Genomic DNA, 19,586 nt, shown 5'->3' with positions numbered 1-19,586 from the left:
CTGATTTTCTCAATATACTTAAGAAAGTGCGAAAACAAGCGCAGTGAACAGACCAGTTTAGTCGAGGGATCAGGGTTGCCCAACTCCGCATCGTGATGCCTCCACGCGCCACGCTTCGCACCCTCAGCGCGTTCAAGCCTTCCCTCTTAAAATCAGCAAAAGTTGATCATGCTTCTGGCGTTGCGTTATGGTGTGGCTGTTTTTCGGTCGAAATCCAGGGAGGAACAAAGAAAAATGGATAATCCACTGTTACTAAAGGAACGTTTAAATACCTACTCGCAAACGATGGCTCGTCAACAAGGACGTATGCTTTTAGAACTCTCAGAGCGCGTTAATAGGGACTTTTTAAAAGATCGGACAGTCGGTAATGCCTTCAGACATGAGATGCACTGCTTTGTGAATGATAAATTGCAAAAATGCCAACAAGTAGGTGAAGCGGCGAATATTGCAATGAGAGAAATGAAGCAAGAATATCAATCGCTTTCTGAGCAAGATCGCTTATTGCGAACTGACGCCGTGACACCTTATGCCGTAATGAGAAAGAAAGTCAGTCATGACGCCGTAGTGACCTACGTGTTAGCCGGCGTTGGCTTCCTCTCGGGAATAGCACAAATTTTACTCGGCGTGGGCTTGGATTGGACTGGCGTCGGAGCCATTCCAGGAACGTTACTTTTAATCAATGGCATCAATAATGTCTACGAAAACGGTTATACGCTGTTATTTGGCAAGAATACTATTGGTCCAGGCCGAATGATGTACCGTTCTGCGGCTTCAACGCTAGGCTATTCCCATTCAGCAGCAGACATGGCGTTAGGTGGCGTAGACTTACTGTTATCAGGCTATGGTTTACTAAAACTGTCGCTGAAACCAGAAGCCTGGCGATTATTTCGCTACATCAATACAGACTATATTCGCGGTTGGAGAAACATGGGAAGAACCAGCTTGATGCTTGAAGGTGGCGCAGATGTCTCAACCCTTAATTCCATTTATAAAGGCAGCCAGGAACAGTGATGGAACCAACTTTATATTATATTCTTTCTACTCTCGCTGCCGCGGCCTGTCTGGCCGTGAAATACGGCTTCAGACCGCCTCTGGGTTCCAAGGGTTATGTCGTTCTGGTTACGATATGTTTTTTAATCCTTTGCTGGCAATTTACCCTTTTTGCCAACGGCAACGCGATGTTTATTGCTGACTCTGAAACATGGACCAAAGAAAATTGGCCTCTACGCTACTGTGCGTTGGGGTTTGCTCTTGCACATGCCTTCGCCACTTTCGAATCCTCCAGAAGAAAGAAAAAAGACAAACTTTCCTGAAGTCGTCACCACCAAATGAAACGCTATTTGGTGGTGACAAGGTAGATCCATTACGCCTTGTTCTTTTCCAACTGCTCAATCAGCGTGTAACGCAGCGATGAGGCATCGGCCGGCACGTTCTCCACCGGGGTAACAAGCACTTTCAGCCGATACTGATAACCCGGTTCGAAGGTGAAACCCTCGATGCCGGTATAGAACAACTCCCACGGCTGCTGCGCGGAGCGGCGCACCTGCATGCACTTCATCGGGCCGACGCCCACGCAGTCCACCAGCGCGCTGTTCACCAGCAACACTTCCGTTTGGCCGCCTTTCTCGTTCGCGGGCTGATTCATCGAGGTTCCCTCCTGGCTGCAGCCGGCCAGCGCGGCCAACGCAACAAATAACAACGCTTTAATTTTCAATGTACTGCACCAATAGTCATGTAGGTCGGGCGATCCTAACAAATTGGCCGGGTGAATTGAACCTTGCTGCGCGCCGCAGATAGGCCATTCGTTGCAAAGGCCCGGGTGGCTCGCGTTACCCTCTCGTCGAGAATATCATTCACCATCACTCTCATAAGCCTGAAAAATACCCTTAAATAAATTCCCTGTTCTTATCCGAACCGGTAATTACCCCCACTGTTTTTTCTGTTAAAAACAGCTGGCTTGCGCAAGCTTTACGCCATTTAACCGTATCGATAAAGAGGGAACTTTTATGCAAGAGCTCGAGGCCAAATACTTCCACCTGATCGCCGGCGCCGGTAACTTTGCCGACAACCGCGGTAGCAACGGACGCGTCAATAACAACGGCGGCAACAAGAACGGGGGCGGTAAATCGTCGGACGGCAATATGTACCAGAAACACACCTCCCCGGACTGCATTAACGGCATCATCACCGGCTCACTAGGGGGGCTTGGCGGTCTGGCGCTGGGCGCGCTCAACGGCGGCTGTTTCAAAGAGGCCAGCAAAGGTGGCGGCAACGTCGGCATGGGGCAAGGCGGCAACAAGAGCAACTGCAATAACAATAGCAACAAGGGTGGCAACACCTGCTCTCGCTAAGCGGTTTTAATTAATCAAAGCACCGGCTGAGTCTCCGTTCAGTCGGCGCTTTCAGCATTTCGGTGATAACAATGTTTAAACTGTTCCGTACCTTGTGCCTGCTACTCGGCTTTTGGATCGCCACCCTGCTGCTCAGCGGCGCCGGGGTTTCTTTTACTCACGGCTACGCCGCGCCGAAAAACCTGTCGCATTTCGTCGTCTCGCTGGTGGTGGTCGGCGCCATGCTGCTGTGGACCCATAAATTGCTGCGGTTCTTTTTTTCCGAGAAATTTGAGAAGAAGCCGCGTTAAGCCGTGTTCTCATTTTGGCTGTCGCCCGCAATGGTAAAACCGGCATCGCGAATTGCCGCCTTCACCTGCCTGGCGTCCATCACCGCCGTTTTCACATAGCCAAAGAAGGCTACCCGTGCACCGGGCAAACGGATTGGCGTCGCCAGTTGGGCACTGAGCTCACGATTGCGCTGTGCCATCAGCTCGGCGCGCGCCCGCCAAAACGCGGCAGGATCGGTTGGGGTTTCAGTCGCGGTTTCGAACAGCGACGCCAATTCGCTTAGCGCCTCCCACTCCGCCAACAGGGCGGCAACCACTTCAGGATTAGCCACCTGCCCCCAGTCAGAGGGTAAAGCCCCCTCACGCCACGCCTCGAGATAACCGGGCAGCGCCCTCTTCAACTGGCTCAACCGATCGTTCAACACAGGTTTCCTTTTATAACGCCTAATGCCTTGGTATTCCCCATAATGCCACTCTCATTTAACCGGTGATGGGAGCAATGACCGGAGCTTATCAGCGCCATAAATGACGTAATGACTTTTGGTGCGGCTAAATTAGCGATATGTGCGGGTGGGGAATAAGGATGGAGATCGGGTTGGTGGCTATGACTCGAAAAGAGGAGCGGGGATTGTTGGTGGTGCCTTAAATAGAATTGCCTTATAAATCAATCACACAAAAAAAGACCGAATACGATTCCTATATTCGGTCTAGGGAAATGGCTCTTGGGAGAGAGCCGTGCGCTAAAAGTTGGCATTTAATGCAGGGCTTGTTCAGCCGTGCACTTTAAGAGTAGCCTACCGCGCCAGTTTTGCCAGCTGCCCGGCGGCCGCGTGATAGTTTCGTGACGAAATAACTATGCGGCAAAGGCGCATCAATCCGCGCACCTTGGGCAAGGCGTTGGCAAATAAGCGGTTAGTCAGCGCACAGCTTCTCGGCGCGTTCGATAAACGGCGCCAGGCTCATTTTTTTCCCCGGTTCGGCAGGGTCGTCCAGCAGGAGCACTTCCAGCGGCTGGGCACGCTGATGACCCTTCTTCACCTGCTGCTCCGCTGCGTCGTTGAGCGGGTATTGCATCAGGGTGCTGTTATTCAGCACGAACAGCGCGCCGCCGCTGCGGCACTGCAGCGTCACTTCTTCCTTGGTGAACGCCCACTGTTTGCCGTATTCCAGTTTGGTGATGTTCACCAGTTTATCTGCCGCCAGCGCGCCGGTCGCGGTTGCCAGCAGCGTAATGCCGAGTAATACCGATTTCATGTGATGGCCTTAAGGTTGCTATTCGCGTCGATTTTCCCGCAGCTTGCCGGCCTACGGCAAGCTGAAATGTCATACCGGCGCATAGGTTGCAAATAAACTGACCAGCAGCAGCACCGCCATCCCCAGCCCGACTTCGAGCCAGCAGGCCAGCACCACGCCGCGCTGCGCCAGCGCTGGCACGCGGCTCATCGCCGGCACGATGGCGTAGCGATTGGCCAGCGCCACCATCACCATCAGCGCCACCAGCGCGGTTTTAATCAGCAGCAGGCGCTGATAAGGCGAGCCGAGGTTGAGCGGCCAACCGCCGAGAATGATCAGGCTGTTGACGATGCCGGTGACGATCACCGCCGCCACCGCCAGGTGCCCCCAGCGCGAGAAACGGATCAGCGTGGTGATGGCGTCGCTGCGCCACTGCGGCGGCTGCAGATAGCGCAGGCAAACCAGCAGCGGCGCCAGGCAGCCGAACCAGTAGCCGGCGGCCAGCAGGTGTACCGCATGGTTGGCGCGGTGCAGCACGCCCAGCGTGCCTTCGTGCATCGCCGCGTGGCCGATGAACGCCAGGCTGACCAGCAGCAGCGCCGAACACAGCGCCAACGCCTGCGCACGCGGCCGTTCCGGCAGCAGCAGGCTCAGGATCGCCAGCAGCGACAGGCCCAGATGCCAGCGCCACACTTCGCCGAAGGTGGTGCCGAGCACCGCCCACCAGACCTCCAGCCGCCAGGCGTCTTCCCAACCGTCGCCCATTTGCCCGGCCTGAATGGCCAGCAGCGCCACGGCGGAAAGCCCGGCAATCCAGGTGCCGGCAAGCAGCAACGGGCGCACATCGCGGGAGAGGATCGGGGAGAGGCGCTGCGGTGACAGTAAGGCGGTGAACAGACTGATGCCGAACATCAGCATCACCGCCGCAAAGTGCACCAAGCGACACAGAACGAACAGGGTCGCCAGACTCACGATCAGTTTACGGTGAAGCTGTACTGGCCTTTGGTTTTATGCCCGTCGACCGAAACCACATGCCAGCTGACGTTGTATTTGCCCGCGCTCAGTTCGCCTTCGATCGGCACGTTGACCTGGGTGTTGTTGTTCGGATCGAGCTGCAGCTTGCCGGTTTTCACCACGGCGTTGTCCGGGCCGGTGATTTTCACGCCGCTGAAGTTCGGCTCGATGCCTTCGGAGAAGCTGAGGGTCAGCGCCTTCGGTGCCGGGCTGACGCTGGCGTCGGCCTTCGGCGTCTCCACTTTCAGGTGGGCGTGCGCCAGCGCTTGCTGCGAAGACAGGCCGACGAACAGGACGAAAACGGTGGAAAGCAGGCGACAAGAGGAACGAATTTTACCGATCACAGTGGTATCCCTTAACAGTAAAAGAGGGTCATAAGGGTTAAGGCCACAGCCAAGGCGATGTATCAGCGGCCCCAACCCACCGCAAATGATTGCGCCACGGGTAAACAGAAAAACGGGTTGTATCGGCTAACCCGCTGTTTTGACTCTACCATCCCTGTAGCGTATCGCGGTAAATCATAACGACCGTGCTGCGGCAAGTCGAGCGCATCACTGGCATTTTGCGATCCGGCAGCACGTATCGCCGCATAACCGCGATAAACGCAGGGTAAAAAAAACCGCGCGTCAGGCTCGCCCACGCGCGGTTTTTCGGTGTTTTGTTGCAGATTAAGCCTGGCCGTTGCCGCCCTGGCCCATCGCGCCCATTTTCTTCAGATCTTTGTCGATGAAGAACAGGCCTTTGCCGCTGGTGCCCACCAGCGCCAGCTTATCCAGCACGGATTTGAACAGTTTCTCTTCTTCGTGCTGCTCCGCCACGTACCACTGCAGGAAGTTGAAGGTGGAATAATCGTGCGCGGTCATGGCGGCGTGCGCCAGTTCGTTGATCTGACGGGTGATCAGCTGTTCGTGTTCGTAGGTCTGCTGGAACACGTCCGCCAGCGATTCGAACGCCACCGGCGGCGCGGCGATGCTGCCCAGCAGCGGCAAAGAGCCGGTGTCGCTCAGGTAGTCGAACAGGCGTTGCATATGCTGCATCTCTTCCTGAGAGTGCTCTTTAAGAAATGCGGCGGCGCCTTCAAAGCCTTTATCGCTGCACCATGCGCTCATTTGCAGGTACAGGTTGGCGGAGTAGAACTCCAGATTCAGTTGCTCATTCAGCTTTTGAGTCATTTCTTGCGTCAGCATAATGATTCCTTTTATTTTGCAGGTCATGAATTTAATTTCCGCGCATTATGCCCTGCTGCCGTGAAAATAAAAACACCTTATTTACACCCGATCAATATTAATTATTTATTTACTTAAAATCAAACACATAAAAACACATAGAAATTCACGCTAATTATTATGATAATTATTCCCATCTTTTATTTTAATCAAAAAGCGAATCATTCTTATTTAAAAGAATAAATAGATTGCATTACTCTTTGGAAAATATCGTCCGCCGCGGCGGCGCTACGGGCTTGCCAAGCGTCGCCGGGTGCATTACCTTCTGCGCAGGTTCAATACGGCAAAGTAAGTAAGGAGTATAGCGTGGGTTACAATCTGGCCGAGCTGTCCAAAGAAGAGATGGACAGGGTGAACGTGGATCTCGCCGCCTCAGGCGTGGCGTACAAAGAGCGCTACAACATGCCGGTGATCCCGGAAGTGGTGGAGCGCGAGCAGCCGGAACCGCTGCGCGACTATTTTCGCGAGCGCGTGGCGCACTACCGCGCGGAATCCCACAAGTTTTCGCGCCTGCCGTACGAGCCGAAGGCCAAATAACAAAACCCGCCGTTACGGCGGGTTTTTTGCGTCACTTGCCGGCGAACCGGTCGGTGGCGATCATCAGCTGGTGCAAGATGCCCGGCTCGTCATACGAATGCCCCGCCCCTTCCACGATATGCAATTCCGCTTCCGGCCAGGCCCTGGCCAGATCCCAGGCGTTCTGCACCTGGCAGGCCATATCATAGCGGCCGTGGACGATCACCGCCGGGATATGGCGGATCAGCGGCACGTTGCGCAGCAGCTGGTCATCGCTCTCCAGGAAGCCCAGATGGGTGAAATAGTGGTTTTCAATGCGTGCGAACGCCAGCGCGAAATCATCCTCGCCGAACGAAGCGGATTCGCGGCTTGGCAACAGCGTGACCGTCTCCCCTTCCCACACGCTCCACAGCTTGGCCGCTTCGAGTTGCACCTGCGGATCGGCCGAGGTCAGCCGCTGCCGGTAGGCGGCGATCACATCTTTACGCTCTTCATCCGACAGAATGGACAGCACGCGCTCCCATTTGTCCGGGAAGAAGCGTGACGCGCCGTCCTGGTAATACCAATGCAGCTCCTGCTTGCGCAGGGTGAAGATGCCGCGCAGCACCATTTCACTGACGCGCTCCGGGTGGGTCTGCGCATAGGCGAGCGCCAGCGTCGACCCCCAGGAACCGCCAAACACCAGCCATTGATCGACGCCGGCCATTTCGCGCAGCCGCTCGATATCGGCCACCAAATGCCAGGTGGTGTTGTTGTCCAGGCTGGCGTGCGGACGGGAGCGGCCACAGCCGCGCTGATCGAACAGCAGCACCTTGTAGCGTTCGGGATCGAACAACTGGCGATGATGCGGGGAGATGCCGCCGCCCGGCCCGCCATGAATGAAGACCGCCGGCTTACCGTTCGGGTTGCCGCTCAGCTCCCAGTAGATCCGGTGGCCATCCCCAGTGTCCAGCCAACCGCTGTCGTATGCCGCTAACGGCGGGTACAAACCTCGTAATTGTTCCATGGCGCTTTCCGTCTCTCTGTGAGTCATGCTTTCATCAAAGCGGAAGCCGCCCGGCAGGTCAACGGTAAAACCCGAAAACTAGAACGCGCGCCGAGAACTCGGCGCGCGTTTGCTCAAAATCGCAACGACCTGCCTGCAAAATGCCCACAGGCGCGATCGGTTGAGGGGCGCATTCGCCCCCCGGGAACTCAGTTACCCACCTTTGCGCATATGCGGCTCACGCATCTCCTGTGCGGTTTTCGCCTCGATGCTCAGTTCCGCCGTCGGGCGCAGCAGCAGGCGCGCCAGCCCGATAGGTTCGCCGGTTTCCCGGCAGTAGCCGTACTCGCCGTTCTGCAATCGCGCCAGCGCCGCATCGATTTTCGGCAGCAGGCGGCTTTCGCGATCCAACTGGCGGAACAGCAGGCGCAGATCCTCTTCGCGCGCCGCCTTGTCGGCTTCATCGCCCGTCGCTTCGCCGCCGTCGATCTCTTTTTTCAGCTCATCGATGTGCAGCAGCAGCTTTTGCCGCTCATCTTGCAGCAGCTGGCGGAAAAACGCCCGTTGAACCGAGTTCATATAATCAGAATCCGGCATGGCCAGCAGTTGCTGCGCATCCGGTAACGTCATGACTGTCATTGCGCTCTCCCAACACCAAAAGTGTAACATTATAACATAATATTTATTTTTAACACCCGGTCATCCAAAAACAAAATTTCATGCACAAACAGCCGGTTAACCTAAACCTGCACTTTGCCGCTTGCATCCTCTTGGCTTTAGGCGGTTAATGGCTGAGCAAGCCACCCAATCATAGGTAACGAGAGGCCATCATGAGTAAGGGAATGGATAGCAAAAAGAATGCGAAGAAGAAGCCGTTGAAAACCCCAGCTGAGAAACGTGCGGAGAAACGCGCCAAAAAAGCGCATCCGTCTGGTGAGTAAGCGCCCTTCCATCCGTCATTAAACCCGCCAAGGCGGGTTTTTTATTGCCTACAACCTGGGGGCGGTTGGCACGGCCGCCTGCGCCGGTTAAGCTGAGGCCTGACGGCAACGCGGAGGAAAACATGACGTTACGCGTAATAGATACCGAGACCTGTGGGCTGGACGGCGGCGTGGTGGAAGTGGCCTCCCTCGATCTGCTCGACGGCCAATTGACCAACCCGATGAGCGATCTGGTCAGCCCGGATCGCCCCATCAGCCTCGACGCGATGGCGATTCATCACATCACCGAACAAATGGTGGAAGGTAAACCGCGCATTGCGGTGGCGATCGGCCGCTATCAGGGCAGCCCCTACTATGTGGCGCACAACGCCGCTTTCGATCGCGGCGTGCTGCCGGAGATGAACGGCGCCTGGATCTGCACGCTCAAGCTGGCGCGCACGCTGTATCCGGACATCAAGTACGGCAACCAGTATTTGCGCTACGCGCTGAACCTGGACGTGCAGCTGCCGGCAGACGCCACGCTGTACCCGCACCGCGCGCTGTACGACTGCTACGTCACCGCCGCGCTGCTGCAACGCATCATCAAGGATTCGGGCTGGACGCCGGAGCAAATGGTGCAGATCACCGAACAACCGGTGCTGCTGAAGAAGTTCAAATTCGGCAAGTATCGCGGGCAGGAGATCGATCGCATCGCCCAGGAAGATCCCGGCTATCTGCGCTGGATGCTGAAATCCATCGACGATCTGAGCCCGGACATGAAGCACACGCTGAAATACTATCTGATTGGCTAACACGGCGGGCGGCACAGAGGCCGCCCGCCGAATACCGTTACTCCGCCAGCGCCAGAATGAAGGCGTACTCCAGCGCAATATCCTCATAGGCCTTGAAGCGGCCGGATTTGCCGCCGTGGCCGGCATCCATGTCGGTATACAGCAGCAGCTGCCGATCGTCAGTTTTCAGCTCGCGCAGCTTGGCCACCCACTTGGCCGGCTCCCAATACTGCACCTGCGAATCGTGCAGGCCGGTGGTCACCAGCAGATGCGGGTATGCCTGCGCCTTCACCTGATCGTACGGGCTGTACTGCTTGATGTAGTCGTAATAGGCCTGCTCGTTCGGGTTGCCCCACTCGTCATATTCGCCGGTGGTCAGCGGGATCGACTCATCCAGCATGGTGGTCACCACGTCGACGAACGGCACCTGCGCCACCACGCCGTGGAACAGCTGCGGCGCCTGGTTGATCACCGCCCCCATCAGCAGGCCGCCGGCGCTGCCGCCCATGGCGAACACCCGCTTGCCGTCGCCGTAACCCTGGGCGACCAGCGTTTCGGTCACGTCGATAAAATCGTTGAAGGTGTTCTGCTTGTTGAACAGCTTGCCGTCTTCATACCACAGTTGCCCCAGCTCGCCGCCGCCGCGAATGTGCGCCAGCGCGAACACGAAACCGCGATCCAGCAGGCTCAGGCGGCTGGCGCTGAACGCCGGATCCATGCTGCTGCCGTAGGAGCCGTAGCCGTACACCATCAACGGGTTGGCGCCGCGCTGGAAGCTGTCCTGGCGATACACCAGCGAGACCGGCACCTCGACGCCGTCGCGCGCCTTCACCCAGACTCGCTCGCTGCGGTAGTTTTCTGGCGTGAAGTTCTTCACTTCCTGCTGTTTGAGCATCGTCCGCTCGCCGCTGTCCATATTCAGTTCGTACAGCGTGGTCGGGGTGGTCATCGACGAATAGCCGTAGCGCAGCAGCGCGGTTTCCGGATCCGGGTTGTACGCCAGCCAGGTGGTGTAAGTCGGATCGTCGAAGGCGATGCGCTTCTCTTCGCCAGTCTGCCAGTGGATCTGGCGCAGCAGCGTCAGGCCGGCGCTGCGCTCCTCCACCACCAGCCAGTCGCGGAACAGGCTAAAGCCCTCCAGCATCACGTCGGCGCGCGGGGCGATCAGCGTCTGCCACTGCGCTTCGTCCGCCTGTTCGCTTTGGTACAGGCCGAAGTTCTTGCCGTCCTTATTGGAGCGGATGTAGAAATGCTGGTGATAGTGATCGATGGCGTATTCGTGATCCTTGCGGCGCGGCACGAACAGCTGCGGCTTAGCGTCCGCACGGTCGGCGTCCAGCAGCAGGATCTCCGAGGTAGTGGTGCTGCTCAGGTGGATCAGGATAAAGCGCTCGGAGGTGGTCTTCTCCAGCCCGACGTAGAAGGTATCGTCCAGCTCTTCGTAAATCAGCTCGTCCTGCTGCGGATCGCTGCCCACCACGTGGCGATAAACCTGATACGGCAACAGCGTCTTGGCGTGCTTGCGCACGTAGTACACCGTCGAGGAGTCGTTGGCCCACTCGAAGCTGCCGGAGGTGTTCTCCAGCACTTCGTCCGCCCAACTGCCGTCGGCCAGGTTCTTGAAGCGAATGTCATACTGGCGGCGCGACAGGAAATCCTCCGCCACCCCCAGCCGCTGGTTGTCGGGGCTGACGTCCAGCCCACCCAGGGTGTAAAACTCGTGATTCTCGGCGCGCTGGTTGCCGTCGATAAGCACCTCCCAGCGCTCGCTCTCGGCCTGCGGCTGGCGCACGGAAATCGCGTATTCATTGCCCGGCTCATAGCGCGTCTGATAGCGATAGCCGTGGCGCACGTAAGGCACCGAATGTTCCTGCTGCGGAATGCGCGCCACCATCTCTTCGTATAGGGTTTCGCGCAGCGCCTGCTGCGGCTTCAGCATCGCATCGGTGTAGGCGTTTTCCGCCTGCAGGTAGTCCAGCACCTGGCGGTCTGCGCGCTCGTCGTCGCGCAGCCAGTAATAGTCATCCACGCGCGTGTCGCCGTGGATGGTGATGGGATAAGGGCGTTTTTCCGCTTTCGGTGGGGTCATCATTGCTAAATCATCCGCTTACATAGATTGCGGCAAGAGTGACACGATTCCCCCCGGCTTGCCAAGCGGCGCTACGCCAGCTCGCGCTTTTTCTCGTTGACGTCGCTCTCGATGCCCTGCTTGACGTCCGCCGGGATCTTCAGCGCCTGCGCCAGCGCGTCGAGGTAGCCGCGCTCCATAAAGTGATCGACGTCGATCACCAGGCAGCTCAGATAGTAAACCTCCAGCGCCTCGTCTTCGTTTTGCACGCTGCGGGCGATCAATTCCGGGTTGAGCGGCTGCTCGATCGCTTCCTGCACCCAGCCCTGCGCCTCTTCCCCCACCTGCAGCTGCGCCAGGCTGTGATCGATGGCGCGCTGCTCGTCGGCATCGATATGGCCGTCGCTCTTGGCCGCGAACACCAGCGCCTGCACCAGGCGTTTGGCGCGCAGATCCACCGGCGTGGTTTGCAGGCCGAACTGCGGTTCGTCCTGATGGGTCTCTTTCACCCGCTGCTTATACTTGTTCCACAGCACTGCGCCCACCGCCGCGCTGCCGCCGATGATCAGCGCATTCTTGCCGAACTTGCCCACCAGCTTGCGCGAGGACTTGTTGGCCAACAGCACGCCGACCAGGCCGCCCAGCGCCGTCGGCGCCAGCAGCTTGCCGATGCCTTCCGCCCCGCCCATCGCGCCGGCCTTCTGCCCGATCAACGTTTGAATCTGCTGCATCCAGTTACTTTTCATCATCTGCCCCTTGCGTGAAAAAGCGCGGCGCGCAGGCGCGGCCGAGCCGACGGTAAACCGCCAGATTAAGGGATCTTTTGTCAATTTACGTCTGGGGGATGCAAACCTGTGTTTAGCGGGCCGGGCGGCCCGCCTGGGTAAGCTGCGGCGTTACGCTTCTTCGTCGCCCGCTTCGTCGTCCTGCTCGTACTCCGCCAGCTCGTCGCGCATCGCCTGGATGGCGTCGCGGGTCATCAGCGCCAGCGTGCGGTAAAAGCCGGTGGTGGCGTGGGCTTCCACTTTGCCGAGGAAGCGGCCGCACCACGGCAGCAGGAACTCGTCGAACAGGGCGATCTGCGCCTGCGCTTCATCTTCCTGCGACTGATCCTCCAGCCAGGACGCCGCCAGCAGCAGCTGGCCGAAATGATCGGCCGGCGCCTCCGCCAGCGGCATGCCACGCTGCTGCAGGAAGGTGCGCACGTCCGCTTCGCTGGCGCCTTCGACGTAGTCGGAGCGGAACGGCGACACGCTGCATTCGCTGCCGACGAACATCGCGTTAAAATCGGTCGCCAGCTGGTTGACGTCGCAGCCCTGCTGCAGGCGCTTCAACAGATCATCCTGCTCCAGCGGCCAGTGCTGCTGCAGCTTGCCCTCTTTGATCAGCGCAAACAGCGGCACCAACAGCGGATCCTGCGGCTGACGGTAGAACAGCGTACCCAGCACGCGGCAGACAATGGAAAACTCATTCATGATAATGCCTTATACAATACGGAAAATTTTGCCGGGACGATGTCACAAATCGGCCAATTCCGCAATCGCCGGCTTGCCGCGCCGCTCGAGAAAGTCCAGCAACCGGCGCGGGCTGACGTTGAGAATACGCGCCTGCGGGAAGCCCACCTCTTCGATAATGCGCTCACAGTGCTCAAAGTTACCCAGCGAAAAGGCGACGTGCGAATCCGAGCCCAGCGCCAGCCAGCCGCCGGCATCGCGCACCGCGGCGGCGATCGCCCGGCAGTTGGCCTCGCTGCCCTTGCGGGAGTGGGTGAACGACGAGTTATTCAGCTCCAGCGCCACCTCGTATTTGGCCGCCGCCGCCGCGACGGCGGGAATGTCGATCGGGTAGCGCGAGTTGCCGGGGTGGCTGATGATATGCACGTCCCCCTGCGCCATCGCGGCGATCATCGCTTCAGTATTGGACGCTTTATCCTGCGGCGCAAACACCGGCTCATGGAAACCGGCGATGATCACGTCGGTGGCGGTCAACATCGGGCCGGTGCAGTCGATGTCGCCCTGCAGGTTTTTGATGTTGGCTTCGATGCCGCGCAAGATGCCCACGCCGTTCACCAGGCGCGGCCACACGTGCATGTTCATAAAGTGCCAGTAGTGCGGCGCATCGGCCATGTCCGGGCCGTGATCGGTGATGGCGAACAGCTTGATGCCCTTCTGCTGGGCTTCGGCGATGTAATCGTGCAGCGTGCTGTAAGCGTGGGTGCTGGCGACGGTGTGCATATGCAAATCAACGGGGTACATTGTTTCTCCTTCCAGAGGGCCGCCCGCAAAGGCACGGGCAGGCGCGATGACGATAACAGCTTATCAGCTACCGAACGGCGGCAGAAGGATCAGTACCCCCGTTGCCTGTCGACCACGCCGGCCGGGGCATGCCCCGCCTCCAGCGCGCGGATGTTGGCGGCGATCTGATCCATCGCCTGCTGCGGCAACGTGATGGCAGCAATATGCGGGGTAATGGTGACACGCGGATGACGCCAGAACGGGTGATCCTGCGGCAGCGGCTCGCGGGCGAACACGTCCAGCGTGGCGGCGGCCAGCTGCCCCTGCTCCAGCGCCGCCAGCAGATCGGCTTCTACCAGGTGCGCGCCGCGCGCGATGTTGATGAGATAGGCGCCCGAACTCAGCTGCGCGAACAGCTCGCGGTTGAGAATGCCGACGGTCTCCGGCGTATTGGGCAGCAGGTTGATCACCAATTTGACGCCGTCGAGGAAGGCGGCGCGCTGCGCCTCCCCGGCGAAGCTTTGCACGCCATCGATCTGCTTGGCGCTGCGGCTCCAGCAGCGCACGCTGAAGCCAAACTCGGTCAGCTTGCGCGCCACGCTCTGCCCCAGCACGCCGGCGCCGAGGATGCCGATGGTGAAATCATCCAGCGAGTGCGGATCGAGCGGCTGCCACTCCTGCCGCTGCTGTAGCGCCTGATACTCGTCGAAACGGCGGAAATAGCGCAGCACATAGCTCAGCGCGTATTCCTGCATCTGCTGCGCCATGCCGGTATCCTCCAGCCGCAGCAGCGGCACGCCGGCAGGCAGCGTGCCGGGGTGTTTGCGCTCCTGATCGAGGATCGCGTCAACGCCGGCGCCGAGGGCGAACACCGCTTTCAGATCGCGGCGGTTGGCCAGCATCCCGTGCGGCGGGCGCCACACCAGCGCGTAATCGGCCGGCCGCTCGTCGCCGCGCTGCCATTCGCGGATCTCGGCCTGCGGCAGGCGTTGCTTGATGCCGGCCAGCCATTCCTGGGCGTTAAACAAGGGGTGGTAATAAATGATGTTCATACTGCGGGCTCCCGTTTGTTTTTATTGGTTTACCTCCAGCCTTCCGCGATTCGCCGCCGGATGCAAGCGTTAAAGCCCAAAATAAAAACAGCCCCGACCAGTGGGGCTGTTGTGCATGTTAGCCAATCAGGCGGCAGACGGGCCGTCGCGCCGGATAAGGCGCCGCAGCAGCGGAATGAGAATCAGCATCGCCACGCCGACGCCCGTCGCCCCCCAGCCCAGCGCGCTGAAGATTTCGCTGTAGCCGGGGTTGGTCTGCAGCGGCGTGCTGCCGCTGTTTTCCGGCATCAGGCCGGAGACGTAGCCCGCCAGCACCGAGGCGACGCCGGTCACCATCATCCAGCAGCCCATCATCACGCCCTGATAGCGCGGCGGCGCCAACTTGCCGATCATGGCGTAACCGATCGGCGAGATCATCAATTCACCGACGCTTTGCAGCACATAGCTGATGACGATCCATTTAAACGCCACCAGCCCATCGCCGCCCGCCATGCTGATGCCCAGCGGCAGCACCAGCATGCCGAGCCCGATACAGAACAGCGATCCGGAGAACTGCAGCGGAATGTCGATGTTGCAACCGCGAGCGCGCAAGCGGTTGAACCACCAGGCCAGCAGCGGGCCGCCCACCACGATCACCAGCGTGTTGATGTTCTGGATCCACTGCGGCGCCACTTGGATACCGTAAACGTTCAGGTTGATGTTGTGCTCGGAGAACAGCATCAGCCCCATCGGCGCCAGCTGGTACAGCGCCCAGAACACCAGCGAGCCCAGCGCCAGGATCAGATAGGCCGCCATTCTGCGGCGCTCATCGCGCGGATGGTGGCGCAGCGTCACCACGCACAGCATCAGGAAGATCAGCGCGCCGAGCACGATCACGAAGTGGCCGCTGAACTCGGCGTGGGTCAGCATCACACGGATGATCGGCACCAGCGCCACCAGTACCGCCAGCCCGACCAGCATGCGCCAACGGTATTGGCTGCGGCTGGCTTCTCGCAGCGGCGTATTGAGATCCGCCAGAATGCGCCAGCGGCAGACGGCGACGACGATCGCCGCCGCGTTGCCCAGCGTGGCGAACAGGAACAGCGCGCGGTAGTTTTCCGTCAGTTGGAAATACCCGGCGACGGTAAAGCCGACGAAGAACCCGAGGTTCATACCGGCGTAGTTCCACAGGAACGCCGATTCGCGCCGATCATCGTCCGGCTTGAAACGCTGGGTGAGCATCATATTGATGCAGGTGACGTTAAGGCCGCTGCCGGTCAGGAACATCGCCAGCCCCCAGTACAGCCCCCACACGCCCGCGACGGCGATCAGCGCGCAGCCGATCACCTGCAGCACCATGCCGAGCACGAACAGATTGCGGTTGCTGAGGAAACGGCCGCCGAGGTAGCCGCCGAACATGTGCAGGCCATAGTTGAAGGCGCCGAACACGCCCATCATGGCGTTGGCGCTGCTTTCGTTGAAGCCCAATCGCTTGGTGGCGTACAGCACCAGCGTGGAGTAGAGCACGGCGAAGCCCAGCGTGGCGAAGATCTGGATGAAGAACAGCGCCCCCGCACCGGGGGGAATGGCATGGCGCGCTTGCGGCGCCGGTATGGCATCTGAAGGAGTCACAACGAACCTCTACTGCATTATTATGTAATGAGTCTGTCCCTGTCTGCGATATCGCCGCCTGTCACCCGGCAATCTGCGCGGCGACGTGATGTTCCTTGCCAAAAACGCCGCGCCGACATGATTCCATTTAGCGACACATCTGACTAATAATCCAGTATTAATGCATATAACAGCAAACAACCCAACCTCAATGGCGATATATTGAGCTATCTGTGCAGAAAAAGGTCAAGCGATCGTCTTTCATGGATTCTTACCGCTGCCTGCCCTGCCCGCTGGCGGCCGCGAGTGGGAATATCGTTCGGTAAATCAGCAAATTGCTGCAAGTTTGGCTAAACAGTCATGAGAATGAAATAAGAGGGTTGACGCTGAGATCAGATTCTCCTACATTAGCGCCCGTCGACAGCGCAAAGCGTTTTCGGCAACAAAACGGTGAGGTGTCTGAGTGGCTGAAGGAGCACGCCTGGAAAGTGTGTATACGCGAAAGTGTATCGAGGGTTCGAACCCCTCTCTCACCGCCAAATTCAAAGAGAAAGCCTGGATTCGCGTCCAGGCTTTTTTTTTGCATGGCGCACCGCCGAGAGGGGCGAGAAGCCTCGACAGGGTTCGACAAAACGCCTGCGTTTTGGACCGCCAACGGCGGCCCGCAGGGTGAGCGCAGCGAATCAAGCCCTCTCTCACCGCCAAATTCAAAGAGAAAGCCTGGATTCGCGTCCAGGTTTTTTTTGCATGGTGCACCGCCGAGAGGGGTGCGCGCAGCGCATCTCCCCCCGCTCTGTGACCGCGATTCTCATTTCCGCCGGTTATCCACGAACCTTACCGCTGATTTTCTCGCCTATTCATGACATCTGCCCTGCCGTTCGCCGCAGTTTTCAGCAAAGTGCGCACGGCTTGAGCGGGCGAGCAAAAACACTGAAATTATTCTTGACCGGATCGGCCCCACTGCCTATAGTAGCGCCCCGTTGCAGCGATGATTTCGCAACAAAAAAATATGGTGAGGTGTCCGAGTGGCTGAAGGAGCACGCCTGGAAAGTGTGTATACGCGAAAGTGTATCGAGGGTTCGAATCCCTCCCTCACCGCCATATTCTAACGAGAAAGCCTGAGCGAAAGTTCAGGCTTTTTTGTATGCATAGCGCACCGACCGGGAGGGTGAGAACCCTCGACTGGGTTCGACAAAACGCCTGCGTTTTGGACCGCCAACGGCAGCCCGCAGGGTGAGCGTAGCGAAATCCCTCCCTCACCGCCATATTCTACGAAGAAGCCTGAACTCACGTTCAGGCTTTTTTGTATGCATAGCGCACCGACCGGGAGGGTGAGAACCCTCGACTGGGTTCGACAAAACGCCTGCGTTTTGGACCGCCAACGGCGGCCCGCAGGGTGAGCGCAGCGAATCAATCCCTCCCTCACCGCCATATTCTACGAAGAAGCCTGAACTCACGTTCAGGCTTTTTTATCCCCACTGCCCAACCGCTCAGTGGTGCGTGCGCCCCATAGACGCCGGCTGCGCCAACGCGCGGCGCCAGTCGCCCGGCGTTTGGCCGAACTGGCGTTTGAAGCTGCGGTTGAACGACTGCTGTGAGTCGAAGCCGAGCGAAATCGCCACGCTGACGATAGGCTCGCCGCTGTTGGCCAGGCGCTCCGCCGACACTTTCAGTTTTTGCATGCGGATATACTCCCCCAGCGCGTAGCCGGTCTGGCGTTTGAACATGCGCTGCAGGTGCCATTTGGAATAGCCCGCGCGATCCGCCACGGTGTTGATATCCAGTTTCTCTTCCAGATTGTTGTCGATCCACGCCTTCAAATCGGTAATAAAGCCCGTAGTGTTCATGCTGATGCTCCCATCATTTGGCAGGGTTCCCCTCTGCCCGATGCACATACGTTGCAACAGTTTCGCTTTAAATGCAATTTTTATTATTGCATTTACCGGAAAGCCGCCACTATACTCCACCCAATTAATGTAACCGATATTGATACATTAATGTGACACCAATGTGTTTCAAAACCTAACGTTGCGCCGCTGCATGGCGCAGCCGCCCCCTCACCGCACGCCGGCGCGGGGCGAATCCCGGAGAACAGGGCCGGGTATGGGGCCTGACCGCACTTACTCATCGGAATAAAAATAATGGCAAATCAACCAAACTCATCGTTCAACGCCGGCGGCCGCACGCGCGCCGTCGCTCTGGGCCAGCGGCTCTCCGGGGTGGCGCTGCTGGCCGCCCTGCTCGCCGGGTGCGACAACAGCGTCGCGCACAACGCCCCGCCACCGCCGCCGGTGGTCAGCGCCGCCAGCGTGGTGGTCAAACCGATCAGCCAGTGGGATGCCTTCAACGGCCGGGTCGAAGCGGTGCAGAGCGTGCAGCTGCGCCCCCGGGTCTCCGGCTACATCGAACGGGTCAACTACACCGAAGGCGACGAGGTGAAAAAAGGCCAGGTGCTGTTCACCATCGACGATCGCACCTACCGCGCCGCACGCGAACAGGCGCAGGCCGAGCTGGTGCGGGCTCGCAACCAGGCCGCCCTGGCGCGCAGCGAATCCTCGCGCACCGAGAAACTGATCGGCACTCAGGCCATCTCTCAGGAAGTCTGGGAACAGCGCCGGTCGTCCGCCGCGCAGGCGCAAAGCAACGTGCTGGCGGCGCAGGCCCAGCTCGATATGGCGCAGCTGAACCTCGACTTTACCCGCGTTACCGCGCCGATTGACGGGCGCGCCAGCCGCGCGATGATCACCGCCGGCAACCTGGTCACCGCCGGCGACAGCGCCAGCGTGCTGACGACGCTGGTGTCGCTCGACAAGGTCTACGTCTATTTCGATGTGGATGAAGCCACCTTCCTGCGCTATCAGCAGCAAGGCCGCCACGACGCGCGCCTGCCGGTGAAAGTCGGCCTGGTAGGCGAAGACGGCACCCCGCATCAGGGGCTGGTGGATTTCACCGATAACCAGTTGAACGCCGGAACCGGCACCATCCGCATGCGCGCCCTGCTCGACAACCGCGATCGCCGCTTCACGCCGGGGCTGTTCGCCCGGGTACAGATGCCCGGCAGCGCCGAGTTCAACGCCATGCTGATCGACGATAAAGCGGTGATGACCGACCAGAACCGCAAGTTCGTTTACATCGTCGATAAAGACGGCAAGGCGCAGCGCCGCGACATCGACGTGGGCCGCATGGCCGAAGGATTGCGCATCGTGCAGAAAGGGTTGGCAAACGGCGATCGGGTGATCGTCGACGGCATGCAGAAAGTGTTTATGCCGGGCATGCCGGTCGACGCGAAAACCGTCGCCATGAACCCTATCGCCTCCGCACTTAACTAAGCTCCCAG

Annotated in this window: 22 protein-coding genes, 2 tRNA genes and 2 other RNA genes; 11 read left to right on the top strand and 15 right to left on the bottom strand. The window is 59.0% G+C overall.

Annotated features, from left to right (window positions below):
• Positions 1-234 precede the first annotated feature (234 nt).
• Positions 235-1,011: a DUF4225 domain-containing protein gene (locus ACK3CV_RS10435; RefSeq protein WP_164141503.1), complete on the top strand. Its 777-nt coding sequence runs from the start codon at positions 235-237 to the stop codon at positions 1,009-1,011.
• Entirely contained in the window at positions 1,011-1,313 is a 303-nt protein-coding gene (locus tag ACK3CV_RS10430) for a hypothetical protein (protein WP_016928136.1), read from the top strand. The genes ACK3CV_RS10435 and ACK3CV_RS10430 overlap by 1 nt, the downstream gene beginning before the upstream one ends.
• A gap of 50 nt (positions 1,314-1,363) precedes the next feature.
• Here ACK3CV_RS10430 and ACK3CV_RS10425 read toward each other — a convergent pair whose 3' ends face one another.
• On the bottom strand, positions 1,364-1,714 hold the full coding sequence (locus tag ACK3CV_RS10425) for a DUF4377 domain-containing protein (RefSeq protein ID WP_025302454.1): 351 nt from the start codon (positions 1,712-1,714) through the stop codon (positions 1,364-1,366).
• Positions 1,715-2,006: 292 nt separating this feature from the next.
• Here ACK3CV_RS10425 and ACK3CV_RS10420 point away from each other — a divergent pair, with 292 nt between their 5' ends.
• Positions 2,007-2,351, top strand: coding sequence for a hypothetical protein (locus ACK3CV_RS10420; RefSeq protein ID WP_164039900.1), 345 nt, complete (start codon positions 2,007-2,009; stop codon positions 2,349-2,351).
• A 71-nt stretch (positions 2,352-2,422) separates the two neighbouring features.
• Positions 2,423-2,641, top strand: a complete 219-nt coding sequence (locus ACK3CV_RS10415) for a hypothetical protein (RefSeq protein ID WP_164039898.1) — start codon at positions 2,423-2,425, stop codon at positions 2,639-2,641.
• Here ACK3CV_RS10415 and ACK3CV_RS10410 read toward each other — a convergent pair.
• The 5 genes from ACK3CV_RS10410 to ftnA form a co-directional block, all read right to left on the bottom strand.
• Positions 2,638-3,045 (bottom strand): hypothetical protein, encoded by a 408-nt coding sequence (locus ACK3CV_RS10410; RefSeq protein WP_239505508.1) that lies wholly within the window; start codon positions 3,043-3,045, stop codon positions 2,638-2,640. The genes ACK3CV_RS10415 and ACK3CV_RS10410 overlap by 4 nt on opposite strands.
• Positions 3,046-3,532: 487 nt before the next feature.
• Positions 3,533-3,874 carry a YebY family protein gene (locus ACK3CV_RS10405; protein WP_025302452.1) on the bottom strand — a complete coding sequence of 114 codons (342 nt, stop codon included), beginning with the start codon at positions 3,872-3,874 and terminating at the stop codon, positions 3,533-3,535.
• A 69-nt stretch (positions 3,875-3,943) separates the two neighbouring features.
• Positions 3,944-4,825, bottom strand: a complete 882-nt coding sequence (gene copD / locus ACK3CV_RS10400; protein WP_060440195.1) for a copper homeostasis membrane protein CopD — start codon at positions 4,823-4,825, stop codon at positions 3,944-3,946.
• A 2-nt stretch (positions 4,826-4,827) separates the two neighbouring features.
• A complete protein-coding gene (gene yobA / locus ACK3CV_RS10395; RefSeq protein WP_004940886.1) occupies positions 4,828-5,211 on the bottom strand; it encodes a CopC domain-containing protein YobA in 384 nt (127 codons plus the stop codon).
• Between the two features lie 324 nt (positions 5,212-5,535).
• A complete protein-coding gene (gene ftnA, locus ACK3CV_RS10390) occupies positions 5,536-6,054 on the bottom strand; it encodes a non-heme ferritin (RefSeq protein ID WP_025302449.1) in 519 nt (172 codons plus the stop codon).
• Positions 6,055-6,399: 345 nt separating this feature from the next.
• On the opposite strand from ftnA, the gene ACK3CV_RS10385 reads away from it, so the two are divergent.
• A complete protein-coding gene (locus tag ACK3CV_RS10385) occupies positions 6,400-6,630 on the top strand; it encodes a DNA polymerase III subunit theta (RefSeq protein ID WP_033642715.1) in 231 nt (76 codons plus the stop codon).
• Positions 6,631-6,661: 31 nt separating this feature from the next.
• Here the strand turns inward: ACK3CV_RS10385 and pip are convergent, their stop codons facing one another.
• Positions 6,662-7,615, bottom strand: a complete 954-nt coding sequence (gene pip / locus ACK3CV_RS10380; RefSeq protein ID WP_074026561.1) for a prolyl aminopeptidase — start codon at positions 7,613-7,615, stop codon at positions 6,662-6,664.
• 192 nt (positions 7,616-7,807) lie between these two features.
• Entirely contained in the window at positions 7,808-8,233 is a 426-nt protein-coding gene (dksA, locus tag ACK3CV_RS10375; RefSeq protein ID WP_033653830.1) for an RNA polymerase-binding protein DksA, read from the bottom strand.
• Between the two features lie 424 nt (positions 8,234-8,657).
• Here dksA and exoX point away from each other — a divergent pair, with 424 nt between their 5' ends.
• Positions 8,658-9,326 carry an exodeoxyribonuclease X gene (gene exoX, locus ACK3CV_RS10370; RefSeq protein ID WP_004928833.1) on the top strand — a complete coding sequence of 223 codons (669 nt, stop codon included), beginning with the start codon at positions 8,658-8,660 and terminating at the stop codon, positions 9,324-9,326.
• A 37-nt stretch (positions 9,327-9,363) separates the two neighbouring features.
• Here exoX and ACK3CV_RS10365 read toward each other — a convergent pair whose 3' ends face one another.
• The 6 genes from ACK3CV_RS10365 to ACK3CV_RS10340 all read right to left on the bottom strand — a co-directional run bounded on the left by ACK3CV_RS10365 (position 9,364) and on the right by ACK3CV_RS10340 (position 16,252).
• Positions 9,364-11,397 (bottom strand): S9 family peptidase, encoded by a 2,034-nt coding sequence (locus tag ACK3CV_RS10365; protein WP_033646427.1) that lies wholly within the window; start codon positions 11,395-11,397, stop codon positions 9,364-9,366.
• A gap of 68 nt (positions 11,398-11,465) precedes the next feature.
• Positions 11,466-12,119, bottom strand: coding sequence for a tellurite resistance TerB family protein (locus tag ACK3CV_RS10360; RefSeq protein WP_033638740.1), 654 nt, complete (start codon positions 12,117-12,119; stop codon positions 11,466-11,468).
• Between the two features lie 150 nt (positions 12,120-12,269).
• Positions 12,270-12,848 (bottom strand): TorD/DmsD family molecular chaperone, encoded by a 579-nt coding sequence (locus ACK3CV_RS10355; protein WP_033646428.1) that lies wholly within the window; start codon positions 12,846-12,848, stop codon positions 12,270-12,272.
• A gap of 42 nt (positions 12,849-12,890) precedes the next feature.
• The gene (locus tag ACK3CV_RS10350; protein ID WP_164141505.1) at positions 12,891-13,628 is read right to left on the bottom strand and encodes a phosphatase; all 738 of its coding nucleotides are present in this window, start codon (positions 13,626-13,628) and stop codon (positions 12,891-12,893) included.
• A gap of 89 nt (positions 13,629-13,717) precedes the next feature.
• Complete coding sequence (gene ghrA / locus ACK3CV_RS10345; RefSeq protein ID WP_489009852.1) at positions 13,718-14,659, bottom strand: glyoxylate/hydroxypyruvate reductase GhrA; 942 nt, start codon at positions 14,657-14,659, stop codon at positions 13,718-13,720.
• Positions 14,660-14,785: 126 nt separating this feature from the next.
• Entirely contained in the window at positions 14,786-16,252 is a 1,467-nt protein-coding gene (locus ACK3CV_RS10340; protein ID WP_154610792.1) for a peptide MFS transporter, read from the bottom strand.
• A 446-nt stretch (positions 16,253-16,698) separates the two neighbouring features.
• Between ACK3CV_RS10340 and ACK3CV_RS10335 the strand changes: the two genes are divergently transcribed.
• From ACK3CV_RS10335 to ACK3CV_RS10320, 4 genes are all read left to right on the top strand, one after another.
• Positions 16,699-16,788: transfer RNA gene (locus ACK3CV_RS10335), tRNA-Ser, on the top strand.
• A gap of 472 nt (positions 16,789-17,260) precedes the next feature.
• A tRNA-Ser gene (locus ACK3CV_RS10330) sits at positions 17,261-17,350 on the top strand.
• A gap of 47 nt (positions 17,351-17,397) precedes the next feature.
• Positions 17,398-17,514, top strand: a non-coding RNA gene (locus ACK3CV_RS10325) — RtT sRNA.
• Positions 17,515-17,560: 46 nt separating this feature from the next.
• A non-coding RNA gene (locus ACK3CV_RS10320) (RtT sRNA) lies at positions 17,561-17,680 on the top strand.
• 59 nt (positions 17,681-17,739) lie between these two features.
• On the opposite strand, the gene ACK3CV_RS10315 is transcribed toward ACK3CV_RS10320, so the two are convergent.
• On the bottom strand, positions 17,740-18,096 hold the full coding sequence (locus ACK3CV_RS10315; RefSeq protein WP_004928813.1) for a helix-turn-helix domain-containing protein: 357 nt from the start codon (positions 18,094-18,096) through the stop codon (positions 17,740-17,742).
• A gap of 294 nt (positions 18,097-18,390) precedes the next feature.
• On the opposite strand from ACK3CV_RS10315, the gene sdeA reads away from it, so the two are divergent.
• Positions 18,391-19,578, top strand: coding sequence for a multidrug efflux RND transporter periplasmic adaptor subunit SdeA (sdeA, locus tag ACK3CV_RS10310; protein WP_033655051.1), 1,188 nt, complete (start codon positions 18,391-18,393; stop codon positions 19,576-19,578).
• The last annotated feature ends 8 nt before the right edge of the window (positions 19,579-19,586 follow it).

The organism is Serratia sp. TSO36 (assembly GCF_057808395.1).
The sequence above is the reverse complement of the archived record's forward strand: the minus strand, read 5'-3'. Positions and strand labels throughout refer to the sequence as shown.

Bases quoted from the DNA above. Each gene is read 5' to 3' on its own strand.
- ACK3CV_RS10435 (WP_164141503.1), top strand. From the start codon at position 235: ATGGATAATCCACTGTTACTAAAGGAACGTTTAAATACCTACTCGCAA.
- ACK3CV_RS10430 (WP_016928136.1), top strand. From the start codon at position 1,011: ATGGAACCAACTTTATATTATATTCTTTCTACTCTCGCTGCCGCGGCC.
- ACK3CV_RS10420 (WP_164039900.1), top strand. From the start codon at position 2,007: ATGCAAGAGCTCGAGGCCAAATACTTCCACCTGATCGCCGGCGCCGGT.
- ACK3CV_RS10415 (WP_164039898.1), top strand. From the start codon at position 2,423: ATGTTTAAACTGTTCCGTACCTTGTGCCTGCTACTCGGCTTTTGGATC.
- ACK3CV_RS10405 (WP_025302452.1), bottom strand. From the start codon at position 3,874: ATGAAATCGGTATTACTCGGCATTACGCTGCTGGCAACCGCGACCGGC.
- ftnA (WP_025302449.1), bottom strand. From the start codon at position 6,054: ATGCTGACGCAAGAAATGACTCAAAAGCTGAATGAGCAACTGAATCTG.
- pip (WP_074026561.1), bottom strand. From the start codon at position 7,615: ATGGAACAATTACGAGGTTTGTACCCGCCGTTAGCGGCATACGACAGC.
- dksA (WP_033653830.1), bottom strand. From the start codon at position 8,233: ATGACAGTCATGACGTTACCGGATGCGCAGCAACTGCTGGCCATGCCG.
- exoX (WP_004928833.1), top strand. From the start codon at position 8,658: ATGACGTTACGCGTAATAGATACCGAGACCTGTGGGCTGGACGGCGGC.
- ACK3CV_RS10365 (WP_033646427.1), bottom strand. From the start codon at position 11,397: ATGATGACCCCACCGAAAGCGGAAAAACGCCCTTATCCCATCACCATC.
- ACK3CV_RS10360 (WP_033638740.1), bottom strand. From the start codon at position 12,119: ATGAAAAGTAACTGGATGCAGCAGATTCAAACGTTGATCGGGCAGAAG.
- ACK3CV_RS10355 (WP_033646428.1), bottom strand. From the start codon at position 12,848: ATGAATGAGTTTTCCATTGTCTGCCGCGTGCTGGGTACGCTGTTCTAC.
- ACK3CV_RS10350 (WP_164141505.1), bottom strand. From the start codon at position 13,628: ATGTACCCCGTTGATTTGCATATGCACACCGTCGCCAGCACCCACGCT.
- ghrA (WP_489009852.1), bottom strand. From the start codon at position 14,659: ATGAACATCATTTATTACCACCCCTTGTTTAACGCCCAGGAATGGCTG.
- ACK3CV_RS10315 (WP_004928813.1), bottom strand. From the start codon at position 18,096: ATGAACACTACGGGCTTTATTACCGATTTGAAGGCGTGGATCGACAAC.
- sdeA (WP_033655051.1), top strand. From the start codon at position 18,391: ATGGCAAATCAACCAAACTCATCGTTCAACGCCGGCGGCCGCACGCGC.